13 protein-coding genes are annotated in these 16,524 nt (G+C 66.2%); 2 read left to right on the top strand and 11 right to left on the bottom strand.

Annotation, left to right across the window (positions count from 1 at the left end; all coding sequences use genetic code 11):
• The first annotated feature begins 74 nt into the window (after positions 1-74).
• Complete coding sequence (glgX, locus tag V3G39_09140) at positions 75-2,204, top strand: glycogen debranching protein GlgX (protein ID XAS74843.1); 2,130 nt, start codon at positions 75-77, stop codon at positions 2,202-2,204.
• A 55-nt stretch (positions 2,205-2,259) separates the two neighbouring features.
• Here the strand turns inward: glgX and V3G39_09135 are convergent, their stop codons facing one another.
• From V3G39_09135 to V3G39_09105, 7 genes are all read right to left on the bottom strand, one after another.
• A complete protein-coding gene (locus V3G39_09135) occupies positions 2,260-3,123 on the bottom strand; it encodes a PPK2 family polyphosphate kinase (GenBank protein XAS74842.1) in 864 nt (287 codons plus the stop codon).
• 141 nt (positions 3,124-3,264) lie between these two features.
• The gene (locus V3G39_09130) at positions 3,265-3,675 is read right to left on the bottom strand and encodes a hypothetical protein (protein ID XAS74841.1); all 411 of its coding nucleotides are present in this window, start codon (positions 3,673-3,675) and stop codon (positions 3,265-3,267) included.
• 50 nt (positions 3,676-3,725) lie between these two features.
• A complete protein-coding gene (locus tag V3G39_09125; GenBank protein XAS74840.1) occupies positions 3,726-4,910 on the bottom strand; it encodes an alpha/beta fold hydrolase in 1,185 nt (394 codons plus the stop codon).
• Positions 4,911-4,942: 32 nt separating this feature from the next.
• Complete coding sequence (locus V3G39_09120; protein ID XAS74839.1) at positions 4,943-5,656, bottom strand: SRPBCC family protein; 714 nt, start codon at positions 5,654-5,656, stop codon at positions 4,943-4,945.
• 7 nt (positions 5,657-5,663) lie between these two features.
• On the bottom strand, positions 5,664-6,518 hold the full coding sequence (locus V3G39_09115; GenBank protein ID XAS74838.1) for a xanthine dehydrogenase family protein subunit M: 855 nt from the start codon (positions 6,516-6,518) through the stop codon (positions 5,664-5,666).
• A complete protein-coding gene (locus tag V3G39_09110; GenBank protein XAS74837.1) occupies positions 6,515-8,974 on the bottom strand; it encodes a xanthine dehydrogenase family protein molybdopterin-binding subunit in 2,460 nt (819 codons plus the stop codon). Before V3G39_09110 ends, V3G39_09115 begins: the two co-directional genes overlap by 4 nt.
• Positions 8,971-9,441 (bottom strand): (2Fe-2S)-binding protein, encoded by a 471-nt coding sequence (locus tag V3G39_09105; GenBank protein XAS74836.1) that lies wholly within the window; start codon positions 9,439-9,441, stop codon positions 8,971-8,973. Before V3G39_09105 ends, V3G39_09110 begins: the two co-directional genes overlap by 4 nt.
• Before the next feature lie 322 nt (positions 9,442-9,763).
• Between V3G39_09105 and katG the strand changes: the two genes are divergently transcribed.
• Complete coding sequence (gene katG, locus V3G39_09100; GenBank protein ID XAS74835.1) at positions 9,764-12,031, top strand: catalase/peroxidase HPI; 2,268 nt, start codon at positions 9,764-9,766, stop codon at positions 12,029-12,031.
• A gap of 51 nt (positions 12,032-12,082) precedes the next feature.
• On the opposite strand, the gene V3G39_09095 is transcribed toward katG, so the two are convergent.
• The 4 genes from V3G39_09095 to V3G39_09080 form a co-directional block, all read right to left on the bottom strand.
• Positions 12,083-13,318, bottom strand: coding sequence for a transcriptional regulator (locus tag V3G39_09095; protein XAS74834.1), 1,236 nt, complete (start codon positions 13,316-13,318; stop codon positions 12,083-12,085).
• Positions 13,319-13,387: 69 nt separating this feature from the next.
• Complete coding sequence (locus V3G39_09090; protein ID XAS74833.1) at positions 13,388-14,515, bottom strand: XdhC/CoxI family protein; 1,128 nt, start codon at positions 14,513-14,515, stop codon at positions 13,388-13,390.
• Positions 14,508-15,644 carry a VWA domain-containing protein gene (locus V3G39_09085; protein ID XAS74832.1) on the bottom strand — a complete coding sequence of 379 codons (1,137 nt, stop codon included), beginning with the start codon at positions 15,642-15,644 and terminating at the stop codon, positions 14,508-14,510. Before V3G39_09085 ends, V3G39_09090 begins: the two co-directional genes overlap by 8 nt.
• A 1-nt stretch (position 15,645) precedes the next feature.
• Entirely contained in the window at positions 15,646-16,518 is an 873-nt protein-coding gene (locus tag V3G39_09080; protein XAS74831.1) for a MoxR family ATPase, read from the bottom strand.
• Positions 16,519-16,524 lie beyond the last annotated feature (6 nt).

The raw sequence follows: 16,524 nt of genomic DNA, 5'->3' as shown, positions 1-16,524 counted from the left end.
CCCGCAGCGCCGCAGTACTCACGCCCACACGGTAGCTGTCAGATCCGCTCCCGCCATGCAGCATGATGGCCCGTATGGACATTTGGCCCGGCCACCCCTACCCCCTCGGCGCAACGTACGACGGCAGCGGCGTGAATTTCGCACTCTTCTCCGAAGCGGCAACGGGCGTGAGCCTGTGTCTGATCAGCGACACCGGCGATGAGGTACGCCACGAGCTGACCGAGGTCGACGGCCACGTGTGGCACGGGTACGTCTCGGGTATGCAGCCCGGCCAACGCTACGGATACCGGGTCGACGGGCCGTTCGATCTGGAGAACGGCCACCGTTGCAACCCCGCCAAGCTGCTTCTGGACCCGTACGCAAAAGCAATCGACGGTCAGATCGACGGTGACGAGTCGCTCTTCTCCTACCGCTTCGATAACCCTGAGCAGTTCAACGACGACGATTCCCTGGGCCACACGATGCTCTCGGTCGTCATCAACCCGTTCTTCGACTGGGGCCACGACCGCCCGCCGCAGCACGAGTACCACAACAGCGTCTTCTACGAGATGCACGTCAAGGGTCTGACCATGACCCATCCGGATGTGCCGGACGAAATTCGCGGCACCTATGCGGCCGTCGCACACCCGGCGATCATCGAACACCTGAAAGACCTCGGCGTGACCGCCGTGGAGTTGCTGCCGGTGCACCAGTTCGTCCAGGACAGCACGCTGGTCGACCAGGGGCTGTCGAACTACTGGGGTTACAACACCATCGGTTTCCTCGCTCCGCACAACGGTTACTCCGCCCACGGCACCGACGGCCAACAGGTCACCGAGTTCAAGTCGATGGTCAAAGCGCTGCACGAGGCGGACATCGAGGTCATTCTCGACGTGGTCTACAACCACACGGCTGAGGGCAACGAGTTGGGCCCGACCATCTGCTTCCGCGGCATCGACAACTCGGCCTACTACCGCCTGGTCGACGACGCCAAAGAGCACTACTACGACACCACCGGCACTGGCAACAGCCTGCTGATGCGCCACCCGCACGTCTTGCAGCTGATCATGGATTCGCTGCGCTACTGGGTGCAGGACATGCATATCGACGGTTTCCGCTTCGACCTCGCCGCGACGCTGGCTCGACAGTTCCACGAGGTCGACCGTCTCTCGGCGTTCTTCGACATCATCCAGCAGGACCCGGTCGTCTCTCAGGTCAAGCTCATCGCCGAGCCGTGGGACCTCGGTGACGGTGGTTATCAGGTCGGCAACTTCCCGCCGCTGTGGACCGAGTGGAACGGCATGTACCGCGACACGGTGCGCGACTTCTGGCGCGGCGAGGCGGCTGCGTTGGGTGAGTTCGCCTCCCGGCTGACCGGATCCAGCGATCTCTATGCCCAGTCCGGCCGTTGGCCGATCGCGTCGATCAACTTCGTCATCGCGCACGACGGTTTCACGTTGCGCGACCTGGTCTCCTACAACGACAAGCACAATGACGCCAACGGCGAGGACGGCAACGACGGCGAGAACCACAACCGCTCCTGGAACTGCGGAGTCGAGGGCCCCAGTGACGACCCCGACATCGAGGCCCTACGCCAGCAGCAGGAACGAAACTTCATCGCGACGCTGCTACTCAGCCAGGGCGTGCCGATGCTCGCGCACGGTGATGAACTGGGTCGCACCCAGGGCGGCAACAACAACGTCTACTGCCAGGACAACGAAATAGCCTGGGTCGACTGGGAGCTGTCGGACTACGACAAGTCCCTGCTGGAATTCACCCAGCAGGCGATTGCGCTGCGCAACGACCACCCGACGTTCCGTCGTCGTCGCTTCTTCCAAGGGGCAGCGCAGCGTGGTGGCGCCAGCGAGATCGGCGACATCATCTGGTATTCCTCGGACGGGTCGCCGATGAGTGAGGACGACTGGAGCAACGGGTACGCGCGCACGCTGATGGTCTTCCTGAACGGGGCACAGATCCTCACCCCGGACTCCGCAGGCCGCAAGGTGAGCGACGACCACTTCCTGCTGCTGTTCAACGCCCACCACGAGGACGTCGATTTCGTAGTACCGCAGGATGTGGCCGACGCTACCTGGGGCGTTGCACTGCGCACGGCGCCGCTGTCGGAGCAGGACGCGGGAGCTCTCGAAATCGAGTCCTACGAGAGTGGCGACAAGATCTCACTACCGGCCCGCTCGATGCTCGTGTTGCACAGCCCCCTGGACTGATCCTCCTCCTGCACCGATCTGTCCCGCCGAGATGAACGAGGCCCGGTGGGACAGATCAGGTGCGGGCCAACGCTGCCCTCTGCTCGTCCACGTCATAGGTCGGCATCGGCCACTGCGGATCCATGGTGCGTAGATGGTTCAGCAGCAGGTGGTGGACTGCTAACCGGGCGTACCACTTGTGGTCGGCGGGTACGACGTACCACGGCGCACTGTCAGTGGAGGTCTTGTCCATCACGAGCTGGTAGGCCTGCTGGTAGGCAGCCCAGTATGTGCGTTCCCGTACGTCGTTCTCGGTGAACTTCCACAGCTTGTCCGGTCGGTCCAGGCGGCGCGCCAGTCTGCTGCCCTGCTCTTGGCGCGAGATATGCAGCATCACCTTGACCACCGACGTGCCGCCATCGACGAGGGACTTCTCGAAGTCGTTGATCTGTCCGTAACGGCGCCCGATGGTGGCTGGCGATGCCAGTTCGTGCACCCGCGCGATCAGCACGTCCTCGTAGTGCGACCGATCGAAGACCCCGATGTCGCCAGCCGGCGGCAGGGCATTGCGGATCCGCCACAGGAACGGGTGGCCCAGCTCTTCCTCGGTGGGCTTCTTGAACGCATGATGATGCACCCCCTGCGGATCGACATGGCCGATCACATGGCGCATGATGCCGCCCTTGCCCGAGGTGTCCATACCCTGCATCACCAGCAGCACGTTGCGGGTGCCACCCAGACGACTCTCGGCAAACATCCGCTCCTGCAGATCCGAGAGCTCCGGACCGGTTCTGGTGCGCAGCTTCGCGGCCTTTTTCTTACCGTGTTCGAAACCTGGCGTCGAGGACGGATCACGGTCGGACAGCACGAATCCGTCGTGCACACGCAATGCCTCCGTCAGTGAGGTTGCAAGGTCCTTGGTAACTGCTGACTTGCCCATTCGGCTCTTCCTATCGCTCGTACTGCTCAAAGAGTCATTGCCACGCCTTTGCGGTGCGTGCGCCCTGCTTTTGTTTCACTGCACTATGCGAGGAGGCCCGCGACCACCGTGGTCGCGGGCCTCACCTCCTACAGGCTCTACTCAGTCGATCGAGTCGGGGTTGCTGCTCAGATCGACCTTGGCCACGGCCTGCTTGCCGTTCTCGGCAAGGTAGGACTCCGCGCCGACGTAGGCCCCACCGAGCGCGAGCGCCGCAGGAATCCGACCCAGCGGCAGCAGCCGGGCAAGGCCGACCAGCGGGACTGCCGCCAGACCCACGATGAGGCTGGGCAGCGCGATCTTCGCCAGCTTCTCCTGCCCTTCGGGGATCGGCAGACTGTCGGTCGACACAGTGAACGCGCGCGGGTTCGACGGATCCTGGATGATCGTCGCGGCGTACGCACCGCCGACGAGCGCAACGGACAGCAGACGACGCTTCGGCAGCGCACTGGGTAGTAATACGGCGAGTGCGAGGGCTCCGGCAGGGCCGGCAGAGAACGGATTGACCTTCACGGGGCTTCACTCCTGATGCTGGGGGACAAATCTGACTGCCTCGACTGTACTCAGGTAACCGGGTCGATGACGGGTGTCGAATCGGCGAGGCGTGCTGCCAGGAAGTCACCGACGACCCCATCCCAACGGTGGGAATCGACGTTCCACTCGCGGCAGTGCAATGCACCGGACCACGACTCGAACTGGATGACGTCCGGTCGCGCGCGTGCCAGGTCGGCGGATGGACCGTAGGGCACGAAGTCGTCGTCCTCGGAGTGGATGAGCAGGGTCGGCACGTGCAGGTCGTCGGCGCGCGCGATCCAGTCGGTCTGCGGGATGGGCAGCGGCATACTCACCCCACCGAACGACTTGCTCCAGGATTTGCCGATCAGTCGCTGTCCGGTATGGCTGAGTGCAAGTGGCACCTTGTGCACGCCTGCGTGGAAATCGATGACCTGCCGCCAGCTGACCACGGGAGCATCCAGAACCACAGCCACGACCCGGTCGGCATAGGCGGAGTGCGCCAGCAACTGCAATACGATCGCACCACCCATCGACCATCCGAACAAGATGATCCGCTGCGCGCCTCGCTCCACGGCGTAAGCCATCGCGGCTTCGATATCGCGCCACTCGGACAAGCCGAGGTGGTACCGCCCGTCCGGGCTGGGCGGCGCGTCGCTGTCATTTCGGTAACTGGGCGCCAGGATGCGCACCCCGATCCTGCGCAGCGGAGGTACGGCTCGTAGCGTCTCGGCACGCGTCGCACCGCGCCCGTGCACCAGAATCGCCCAGACGTCCGGGTGGTTGCTCGCCTCACCCTCGTCGCTGCACCATGCCGGGATCGGCCCCAGGGGCCCATCGAGGCTGACATCGCTCAGCGCGGTGCCGTCCTGCTGAGACGGTGCGGGGTAGAAATAGCCGGCGAGTCGTGCTCGCCCCGGCCGAAGCTGCCCGAAATCGACGCCCAGCAACTCACGCAGCACCGCGCGGTCATCAGTCTGTAGGACCTCACCGACCCTCGCGTGTCCGGCCATTTTGTCCCAGAACAAGCTGTACCGGCCAGGCGCCACTGCCGCCGCCGTGCGTTTCAGCAGGATCGTGTCGCGTGTTACTTCGATGATCGACTCGTCCTGCGATGCCGTCGCGGGAGTCAGGATCTGACGAACGAAATAGCTGCCCAGACCGGCCACGACGACACCCGCGAGTCCGGCCACTCCGGCACTGGCGGTGGCTGTTCTGACGATGGCTTTGTGCACGGTGTCATCGTGCCAGGTGGTGGCGTCGGGTCCTATACCGAGCGGCCACGAGAAGCCAGATAGACGATCACCCCGATGACTGCGGCGGCGGCCAGGGCGGGCTTCCAGTAGGCCTTCGCCAATACCGGCAGCACAGCGCCGCCGAGATCCAGGGCATCGTTCTGCTCAGCCTCGCCACCACGCGACGCATGCGGCGCCGAGACCGCAGACGGCGCAGTGTCCGGGCCGCCGGGCGCCCCCTGCGGTGCCGAGCCTGCGGGCACCATGCCCGCAATGGGCTTCGCGTCCTCGGTCGGCGCTGTTTCTATACCTACCTTTGTCTGTAGACACTCGACGAACTGACGCAGCAGCTTGTTCGATACCTCCTGCATCACCCCGCGGCCGAACTGAGCCGGCTTTCCCGTGATCGCCAGGTCGGTCACGATCTCGACGCGGGTCTGCCCACCCGTGTCGAACATCGCGACCCCTACGTGGGCACCCGCTGTACCGTTTCCCCGTTTGTCCTTGCCCTTGGCCTCGACCTTCATCGTGTGCGTGGACACGTCCTTCTCGACGAAAGTGCCCGAGCCGTTGTAAACCAGTGCGACGGGCCCGAGCTTCACTTTGCAGGAGCCTGCAAAGCTGTCGCCGTCGACCGAGGTGACCACGGCGCCGGGGAAGCACAACGCCACCGACTCGATGTCGTTCAGGGCGTCCCAGGTCTGCTGGATCGGCGCCGGGACGGTGAATTCGTGCGTCAGCTCCATAACGGCCTCATCCTGCGGCTGCGGCCAGGACCGCACGCCGGGTAAGGACCCCGGCGAGGTGACTGCGGTAGTCGGCGTCACCGTTCAGGTCCGAGGGCGGATTGGTGCCATCGGTCACCGAACGGACCGCAGCGCGGACGGCTTCATCGGTCGGCGGTTGCCCGATGAGCGCCTGCTCCACCGATCGCGCCCGCAGTGGCGTAGAGCCCATATTGGTCAAGCCGACGCCCGCTTCGACGATGATGCCGCCCTCGACCCGGACGGTCGCGGCCACCGCGACGATCGGCCACTGGTGCGCGACCCGGACGAACTTCTCGTAGTGCGCGCCCCACCCGGTGTGCTTGGGGATGCGAACCTCGGTCAGTAGTTCGCCTTCCTGCACCGCGGTTTCGAACAGGTCCACGAAGAACTCGTCCGCCGACACAGTGCGGGTGCCATCGGGGCCGGCGATCACGAATTCGGCGCCCAGTGCCCGGGCAGGCGCACCGAGGTCGCCCGCGGGGTCGGCGTGCGCGAGGGCACCGCCGAAGGTGCCCCGGTGACGTACCTGCGGATCGGCGAGGTGGTGAACGGCCTTGGTGATCAGGGCCGCATGCTCAGCAACCAGCGGATCGCTGCCGACGGTGGAGTGGGTCGTCATCGCGCCGATGACCAGCGAGTCACCGTCCTCGCGGATCCCTCGGAGCGCGTCGATCCGGCCGAGGTCCACGACCATCTCCGGTGCGTTGAGACGCATCCGCAGCACCGGGAGCAGGGACTGCCCGCCCGCGAGCACTTTGGCGTCGTCGCCGTGTTCCGCGAGGAGATCGAGCACCTCCTGCACTGTCGTCGGTGCTGCGTAGTCGAACTGTGCCGGGATCATCGTCCTGCTCCTTCCGAGCGGTCAGCGGTGTCAGCGGGGTGGAAGTGCGCAGCAGCCGCGCCGGTGGTCAGGTCGTCGCCCTGACCGCCTTGCAGAGCTCGCCAGACCCGCTCGGGGGTGCAGGGCATGGTCACGTCGTGCACGCCGAACGGGCGCAGCGCGTCCACCACGGCATTCACCACCGCAGGGGTCGACGCGATCGTGCCCGCCTCCCCCACGCCCTTGGTGCCGAGCGTGTTGGTCAACGACGGCGTCGTCGTGTGATCGACGTCGAAGCTGATCAGGTCGGCAGCAGTCGGCACCAGATAGTCCACGAACGAGGCGGAGACCAGGGTGCCGGCGTCGTCGTAGACGGCCTCCTCGAAGAGGGCCTGGGCAATGCCCTGGGCAAGACCTCCGTGCACCTGACCCTCCACGATCATCGGATTGACCACGGTGCCGATGTCGTCGACGCAGGTGTACTTACGCATCGAGATCTGCCCGGTCTCGGTGTCCACCTCGACAGCACACAGGTGTGTTCCGTGCGGGAAGTTGAAGGCGATCGGGTCGTACGTAGCGTCGGAGTCCAGCGACGGCTCCATCCCGTCGGGCAGGTTGTGCGCGGCGAAGACGGCACCGGCGATCTCCTGGATCGCCAGCCCCTGATCGGTGCCGCGGACCCCGAAGCGACCTGCGGAGAACTCGATGTCGTCGACGTTCGCCTCCATCAGGTGTGCAGCCACGGGCCTGGCCTTCTCGATGACCTTGTCCAGAGCCTTGACCAACGCCTCACCACCAACCACCAGGGAGCGCGAACCATAGGTGTCCATGCCCTTGGCCGCGATCTGGGTATCTCCGTGCAGCACTTCGACATCCTCGAACGGGACCCCGAGTCGGTCGGCGACGATCTGGCTGAACGCCGTCTCGTGACCCTGCCCACTGGCGGTCGCCCCGGTGACGATCTCGACCTTGCCGGTCGCCAGCATCCGCACGCTGGCGTGTTCCCAACCGCCTGCGCCGTAGTTGAGCGAGCCCAGCACCCGCGATGGGGCCAGCCCACACATCTCGGTGAACGTCGAGACACCGATTCCCAACTGCACCGGGTCGCCGGATTCGCGACGTCGACGCTGCTCGGCACGTAGGTCGTCGTACCCGAAGTTCTTCTTGGCCTTGGCGGTGGCAGCCTCGTAGTTGCCGGAGTCGTACTCCAGACCGGCGACCGTCGCGAACGGGAACTCCTCATGGGTGATCCAGTTCTTCTCGCGAACTTCGAGCGGGTCGACACCCAGCTCGGCGGCGAGCTCGTCCATCATCCGCTCGATCCCGAAGGTCGCCTCCGGGCGCCCGGCGCCGCGGTATGCGTCGGTCCAGGCCTTGTTGGTGAGCACCGTCTGGCAGGAGAACCGGTAGGAACCGAACTTGTAGATCCCGTTGAACATGAAAGCGCCGAGCACCGGCACTCCCCCACCGACCAGGGACACGTAGGCACCCAGGTCGGCGAGCAGATCCACCTTGAGGCCGGTGACCGTGCCGTCCTTCGTGGCGGCCAGTGTCAGCTTCTGCCACTGGTCACGACCGTGATGCGCGCAGATCAGCGATTCCGAGCGGGTCTCGGTGTACTTGACCGGCCTGCCGAGGCGACGGGCGATGGCCCACGTCAGCCATTCCTCAGGTGTCACCTGCAGTTTGCCGCCGAACCCGCCGCCGACATCGGGGGCGATGACCCGGATCTTGCTCTCGGGTACACCCGTGGTGGCGGCCAGTGCGTACCGCACGATGTGCGGGACCTGGGTGGCTGACCACATGGTGTTCTGCTCACCGGTCGGGTCGACCACGACCGAGCGCGGCTCCATGAACGCCGGGATCAACCGCTGCTGGCGGTATTCGCGCTCGATCACGATGCCATCGGCGCGGGCCGTGGCGATGGCCTCGTCGACGTCACCACCGGACCCGGCCTCAGCGGAGTCGAAGACCCAGAGCGCCGACTTGTTGGAGCCGAGATCGGGGTGTGCGAGCACCCGGTCTGCCGCGGCGTCCTTGAGCTCCAAGGCAGCGGGCAGTTCCTCGTAGTCGACATCTACCAACTCGGCGGCGTCCCGGGCCTCTGCGGCACTGCGCGCGATGACCACCGCGACGATTTCGCCGGCGAACGCGACCCGGTCGATCGGCATCGGTAGGTGCGTCGGGGTCAACTGGTCAGGGGTGATCGCCCAGGCGTTGATGAGCACCCCCTGGGACTCACCGAGGTCGGCGCCGGTGAGTACATCGACCACGTTGAGGGCGGCCTTGGCGGCCGAGGTGTCGATGCTGGTGATCTTGGCGTGGGCGTACGGGCTGCGCACCATCGCCATGTGCAACATGCCCTGCAGCGTGATGTTGTCGGTCCAGCGGGTACGTCCGGTGATCAGTCGCTGGTCTTCCTTTCGGCGACGATCGCGGCCGATCTCGGTGGCCGGCTTGTCCTCGACAACGGTCATGCGTTCGTCTCCTGTCCCGCAGCCGTTTGCACAGCCCGAACGATGTTGTGGTAACCCGTGCAGCGACAGAGGTTGCCCTCGATGCCCTCGCGGATCTCCTGCTCAGTGGGGTTGGGATTGGTGTTCAGCAGGTCGACGGTCTGCATGATCATTCCGGGCGTGCAGTAGCCGCACTGCAGTGCGTGACACTCGTGGAAGGCGGCCTGTACGGGGTGCAACTCGCCGTTCTGCGCCAGCCCCTCGATGGTGGTCACCTCGCCACCGTCCGCTTGGACCGCGAGCACGTTGCAGGACTTCACGCTCTGCCCGTTCAAATGCACGGTGCACGCGCCGCAGTTACTGGTGTCGCAGCCGACGACGGTGCCGGTCTTGCCCAGCTTTTCTCGCAGGTAGTGAACCAGCAGCATCCGCGGTTCGACATCGTCGGAGACCTTGTCCCCGTCGACCGTGAGGCTGATCTTCATCATCTGTCCAACTCCCGTTCGGTGTGCCTACGTCTGGCGATGCTCCTGAACCTAAGCCCGGCGGGTTGGCAGAAGGTTGGTCATATCGTGATTCGCGTCACAGTAGCCGGACCCGTCCTGCAGGTGGGTCCTGCCTTGTCCGGGGTTCTGGAGGCCAGCCTGGCCTTCTTGGCGCAACGCTGCGCAGGCTCCTACGTTCGTAGCTGGAACATTTTTGTTTCCGGGGCCGGGTCGAGATGTTCGACACGACAGGCTCGCATCGGGACACCGAGTCGGTGCCGCCGAGAAGTCCCGCAGTTCCTGACCTACCGGAAGGGCCCGTGCCATGACCGAATACACCACTTACTCCGAGGTTCTCGATGGAGCGTGTCCCTTCGGTGGAAACACCATCGGTGGCGCCTACGGCTCCACACCGACATTGTCGGACTGGTACCCCGACCGGCTTCGCGTCGAGCAACTGCACCGCGACGGCGCGGCAGCCAATCCGTTGGCCGACTTCGACTACCCGGCTGCTTTCGCCACGATCGACCTGGCCGAGCTCAAGGCAGACATCAAGGCACTCCTCACCACCTCGGTGTCGTGGTGGCCTGGCGACTACGGCAACTACGCACCGCAGATGATCCGGATGGCCTGGCACGCAGCCGGGACCTACCGCATTGCCGATGGCCGGGGCGGTGCAGGCCAGGCCTTACAGCGGTTCGCTCCGATCAACAGCTGGTGGGACAACGGCAACACCGACAAGTCGCGCCGGCTGATCTGGCCGATCAAGGCGAAGTACGGCAACGCCCTCTCCTGGGCCGACCTGATGATCCTCACCGGTAACTGTGCGCTGGAGATCATGGACTTCCCGACGTACGGTTTCGGTGGTGGCCGCCGCGACGCGTGGGAAGCGGATGACGCGACCTACTGGGGTGCGGAGTACATCGAGAACAGCGATCCCGACTCCTTCGACGCGATGGTGATGCGCACCAAGCGCTGGCGCGGTGAGCCCGGCGACGACGACTACGAGCTGGAGCAGCCGCTGGCCGCCTCGCACCAGGCGCTGATCTACGTCAATCCCGAAGGCCCCAATGCCAACGGTGACCCGGCCGCATCTGCGGTCGACATCCGCATCACCTTCACCCGGATGGCGATGAACGACGAGGAGACCGTGGCACTCATCGCCGGCGGTCACGCGTTCGGCAAGAGCCACGGGAAGGTCTCAGCCGACCGGGTCGGACCCCCACCGGAGATCGCCCCGATGGAGGCCATGGGTCTGGGCTGGGCCAACCCCGAGGGCACCGGCTTCGCGGAATACACGATGACCAACGGCATCGAGGGTTCCTGGACGCCCAACCCCACCCAGTGGGACAACTCGTATCTGGAGAATCTCTTCGGCCTGGAATGGCAGAAGACCCGAAGCCCTGCCGGCGCGTTGCAGTGGATGCCGGTGGACCCGAGCGCGCCGAAGACACCGGATGCACACCTGGCGGGCGTCGAGCACCCGTTGATGATGATGACCAGCGACATCGCGCTGAAGGTCGACCCGGTGTACAGCGAGATCTGCCACAAGTTCCTCGCAGACTTCGACTCCTTCACCGAGGCGTTCTCCAAGGCCTGGTACAAACTGACCCACCGCGACATGGGCCCCAAGTCCCGCTACCTCGGACCCGAGGTCGCCGCGGAGGACCTGCCCTGGCAGGACCCGCTGCCGACGCTGAATCACCCGGTCATCGGCGACGCGGAGGTGCTTGCTCTCAAACGGGCGATCCGCGACAGCGGCCTCTCAGTCTCCGATCTCGTCTTCACCGCGTTCTCCTCCGCCGTGACCTACCGCGACTCGGACAAACGCGGCGGCGCCAACGGTGCCCGGCTCGCGTTGGCGCCGCAGAAGGACTGGGCGGTCAACCACCGCACCATCGACGTCATCGCCGCACTACGAGGCGTCATGGACACCTTCAACGCCTCCGGGGCCGAACAGGTCAGCCTCGCCGACCTCATCGTGCTCGGTGGCTGCGTCGCGGTCGAGCAGGCTGCACAGGCCGCGGGCGAGCAGGTGCAGGTGCCCTTCACTCCCGGCCGGGTCGACGCCACCGCGGAACAGACCGACGTACCCACCTTCCAGTGGCTGGCGCCGGTCGTCGACGGTTTCCGCAACTACGTGGAAGGCGACTACGCGCGGATGACGAGCGTGGCACCGGAGCAGATGTTCCTGGACAAGGCGGCGCTGCTCGGACTCACTGCGCCGCAGTGGGTCGCGCTCACGGGTGGCCTGCGGGTGCTGGGTTGCAACCATGACGGGTCGGCCAGCGGGGTCTTCACCCACCGGGTCGGGCAGCTCACCACCGACTTCTTCCAAGCCGTAACCAGCATGGACTACGAGTGGAGCAAGAACGACGAGGTCGGCACCTCGTTCACCCTCACCGACCGGCAGACCCGCCGGCCTGAATACCGGGCGACCCGCAACGACCTGCTGTTCGGCTCCAACCAGCAGCTACGCGCCGTCGCCGAGGTCTACGCGGGAAGCGATGGTCACCCCCGCTTCGTACGCGACTTCATCTCGGTGTGGGACAAGGTGATGATGGCCGACCGGTACGACGTGAAAGCCGGCTGACCGCGGTTTACTTCGGATGATCTGGATGGTCGGCGCGTCAGTCCGGCAGGTTCACTGACGCGCCATTGCCAGACGAGCCCTGAGTAACGCCTTCGAGGGGTGCGGGCGGTGACCCAGCCGGTTGAGGCAGACCTCGACCACCTCGGTGTCGTAGGGCCTGACCTCGCTGTACCGGATCACGGCGTCCGGCTGCGGGTTGCTCAGCAGCGCCTCACGCACACAGACAGCGACGAAGTCGGCGAGTTCGGTCAGGGCCGGGGATCTGGTACCAGCCAGCAGGTCGCCCCCGTATGCCGCAACGGCGCCACGGACGTCGCCGCGCCTGACCCGCTCGACCACAGTGTCGACGTCGACGGTCACGGGCATCATCAACCCGTACGGCCGCGACGACAGGGCACCACCGAGGGCAGCCCGCAGATGTGAGACCTCGGCCTTCAGGGTCGACCTGCTGATCAACTGGTCACCGTACAGGTGGGCATGGAGCTGTTCCAGCGACAATCCGGACGGATTGAGGGCCAGCAGCGCCAGGATCTCCATCTGACGACGATTCAGCGGCAACAGTCGTCCGTCCAGCCGCGCCTGGGCGGCGCCCAGAATCGTCAGCGTCAGCCCGTGCCCGTACGTGGTTCCGTCCAGAACCGGGTGCGCGGCACCGACCGGCATCGCGCTCTCGATCAGTCGGGCCATCATCCTGGCTGTTGCCAAACCGATCGGGTGAGCCCGGTCCCAGGTGGTCGAAAGGTCGATAACACCGAGCGCCTCGCCGGTACCAGGGTCGTGAATGGGCGCCGCCCAACACACCCAGTTGTGCACGATCGGCGCGTAATGCTCAGCGGAGAAAACCATGGCCGGCGTGTTCAGCCGGCCGGCCAGGTCGAGGGCGTTGGTGCCGACGCTGGTGTCGTCCCATCGGGCACCGGCGACGAAGTTGACAGTTTCGGCCCTGCGCCGCATCACCCGCCCGCCATAGGTCCAGAGGATGCGGGTCTGCTTATCGGTCACCGCGAGCACCAGGTCACCGTCCTGCGCGGTGCGCCGCAACTCATCCTCGACGTTGGCGACACCGACCTGCAGTGGTGAGCCACGCCAGAATGCCGCTGTGTCGCCTTCATCGCTGAGTGGCGCCTGCCTGACGTCGACGGGCACCCCGGTGGCGCAGCGTCGCCAACTGGTCAGGATTTCCGGACGCACCAGCGGGGCGGATATGTCACCGTCCAGCACGAAAGAGGTCCAGGCGCGAACCAGGTCGGTTCGTCGATGTCGAAGTTCGCCGTGCGCAGTGCTCATCGCACTCTTTCTCCAGGGCCAAACGCAGGTGGGTGCGTGCCTTCACCGTATCCCGCAGTGGTGGGTGTCTCACTCGGTTTCGGCGTGAATCCTGCCGTCGGTGACAGCCAGCCGGTTTCCTGACCCGCCCCACCGGCCGGCGATGATCTCGGCCGCCACACTGACCGCCGTCTCCTCCGGCGTCCGGGCCCCGAGATCGAGACCGATCGGGCTCGACAACCGGGCCAGCTGCGCCTCGGTCACCCCGGCCTCGCGCAGTCGCGCCAACCGGTCTTCATGGGTACGACGCGAGCCCATCGCCCCGACGTAGGCAACCTCCGGCAGCTGCAGCGCCACCTCGAGCAGTGGCACATCGAATTTCGGGTCGTGGGTCAGCACGCAGAGCACAGTGCGCCCGTCCAACCGGCCGGCCTCCTGCTCAGCGCTGAGATATCGGTGCGGCCAGTCCACGATCACCTCGTCGGCCTCGGGGAACCGGCTCGCCGTCGCAAAGACAGGTCGGGCATCACACACCGTGACGCGGTACCCGAGGAACGTACCCACCCGGGCCACCGCGGCGGCAAAGTCAATGGCCCCGAACACCAGCATCCGCGGAGCCGGTGCGCAGGCCCAGACGAAGACCCGCATGCCCTCTCCCCGGCGTTCACCGTCGGGGCCGTAGGACAACGTGGCGTCCCGACCGTTCGCCAGGAGGCCTAGCGCGTCGTCGTGGACCGCGTCATTCGCGCGGCTGCTGCCCAGATCGCCGACCGCAGCCTGACCGGGCCGGACCACCAGTCGTCGGCCCACCCACGACGGATCAGGATGCTCGATCACGGTTGCCAGCGCCACCGGGCGGTCGTTCGCAATGTCATCTGCCACCGAGGGGAGCTCGGGGAAGGTGGAGCGGTTCACCTGCTCGACATAGATATCCAGAATTCCGCCACAGGTCAGGCCCACGGCATAGGCGTCCTCATCGGAGACCCCGTATCGCTGCAGCACCGGTTCGCCGGTATCGATGACCTGCCGAGCAAGCTCGTAGACAGCACCTTCGACGCACCCTCCGGAAACCGAGCCGACCGCAGATTCGTCCGGGCCGACCAGCATCGACGCACCCGGCGGGCGTGGGGCGGACTGGAACGTCGCCACGACGGTGCCCATCCCGATCGTCTGGCCGGCGTCGTACCACTGCAGCAGCTCGGTGAGTACCTCACGCATTCCCGACCACCTCCAAAACCTTCTCGAACGATTGCAGCGAGTGTCCGGCCACAAAATCGTCGCAGTGCGGCAACACGGCGACGATCCCGGTCTGCACCGGCTGGTAGCCCTCTTTGCCGCGGTGCGGATTGACCCAGACCACCCGGTGCGCCAGCCGGGACAGCCGCTGCATCTGTTGCCCGAGGTCGGCCGCATCTCCGCGCTCCCAGCCATCACTGAAGACCACCACGACCGCACCCCGGGCCATTCCACGCGCGCCCCAGCGGTCCAGAAACACCCCGAGGGTCTCGCCCAACCGGGTGCCGCCGGACCAGTCCGGCACCTCCTGCCCGGCCCGGACCAGCGCCCGCTCGGGATCGGCCGTGCGGAGCGCGTCGGTGATCCGGGTCAGCCGGGTACCCACCGTGAAGGCCTCGACGGCGTTCGGCGCCCCGGCGCGCGCCATCAGGTGGCAGAGCCGCAGAAGGGCATCGGCATAAGGACTCATACTCGCTGAGACGTCGACCAGGAGCACGACGCGACGCGGGCGGACACCTCTGCGGCGGTGCGTGATTCGTGCCGGTTCGCCCATGTTCCGCAGAGAGCTGCGCAACGTGAGGCGCAGGTCGACCTCGCCGCGCCGCCACGACGAACGCCGAGTGGCCCGGCGGTAGGGCGGGCGAGGCGCGAGGGCCCGGATCATGGCGTCCAGCAGTGCCTTCTCCCGCGGACCGAGGGACGCGACGTCGCGGTGGCGCAGCAACTCGGTGTCCGAGGCGGTGGCGGTCATCTGCTCCGACGACTCGTCGGCCCCGGCCTCGAGCACATCGTCGGTGAGGGGTAGCGAACTGGAGACATGCGCGGGGTGCTCGCGCGACGTGCGCCGCGGCAGTCCCTCCCGGCCACCGAACCAGGCGAAGAAAATCTGGTCGTAGCGATCGAGGTCATCCGGGCTGCAGCAGAGGGTGGCCTGGCCGGCGACGTACACGGCATCGACGTCGCCGAGGCCCACCAGGGCAGTGGCCGCCAGAAAGGAGGTCGACCGGTCCTGGGTCACGCCGACGCCCGCGCTGCGCAGGGCGCGTGCGAAGCCCAGCAGAATCTCCTCCGGACTGTTCCGGACCGCGGTGTCGACCTGACCGGGCGTCATCTCAACCCGCCAGCATCCGGTCGATCGCGTGCTTCACCCGGTCGGTGTCTTCGCGATATTTGACCACGGCTCCGAGGGTGTGGGCGGCGGTCTCCAGGTCCAGTTCCTGCGCTCCGAGCTGGTGTAGGGCGCGCGCCCAGTCGAGGGTCTCCGCAACTCCTGGGGTCTTCATCAGGTGCTCATCCCGCAAGCGCTGCACCACCCCGACGAGCTGACGAGCCAGCGCCTCGGGCACCTCCGGAGCTCGATTGCGAACGATCGCCACCTCACGCTCCAACCCTGGGTGGTCGATCCAGTGGTAGAGGCAGCGTCGTTTCAGTGCATCGTGCAGTTCCCGGGTGCGGTTGGAGGTGAGCACCACGGTCGGCGGGGTACGCGCCGCGACCGTGCCGAACTCGGGGATGCTCACCGTCCAACTGGACAGCACCTCCAGCAGGAATGCCTCGAATTCATCGTCGGCTCGGTCCACCTCGTCGATCAACAGCACCGCAGGCGTCTCGCGCAGCGCTCGCAGCACCGGCCGGGTCAGCAGGAAACGCTCATCGAAAAGCGACTTCTCGGCCTCCACCGGGTCCAGTGATCCGTCGCGGGCCGACGCTTCCAGGGTCCGCAGATGCAGGATCTGACGAGGGAAATCCCAGTCGTAGAGAGCCTGGCTGGCGTCGATGCCCTCGTAGCACTGCAGCCGGATCAGCGGTACGCCGGCGAGCTCGGCCAGGGCCTCGGCGAGCGCGGTCTTGCCAGTGCCCGGTTCGCCCTCCAGCAGCAACGGACGCTGCATCCGAGCGGCCAGGAACACGACGGTGGCCAGCGACTCGTCGCACAGATAGCCCGTCGACTCCAGAGCTGTGGCGACGGCCTGCGGTGACTGCATGAGTGG

It is taken from the genome of Dermatophilaceae bacterium Sec6.4, assembly GCA_039636865.1.
In the GTDB taxonomy this organism is placed as follows: Bacteria; Actinomycetota; Actinomycetes; order Actinomycetales; family Dermatophilaceae; genus Allobranchiibius.
The sequence above is the reverse complement of the archived record's forward strand: the minus strand, read 5'-3'. Positions and strand labels throughout refer to the sequence as shown.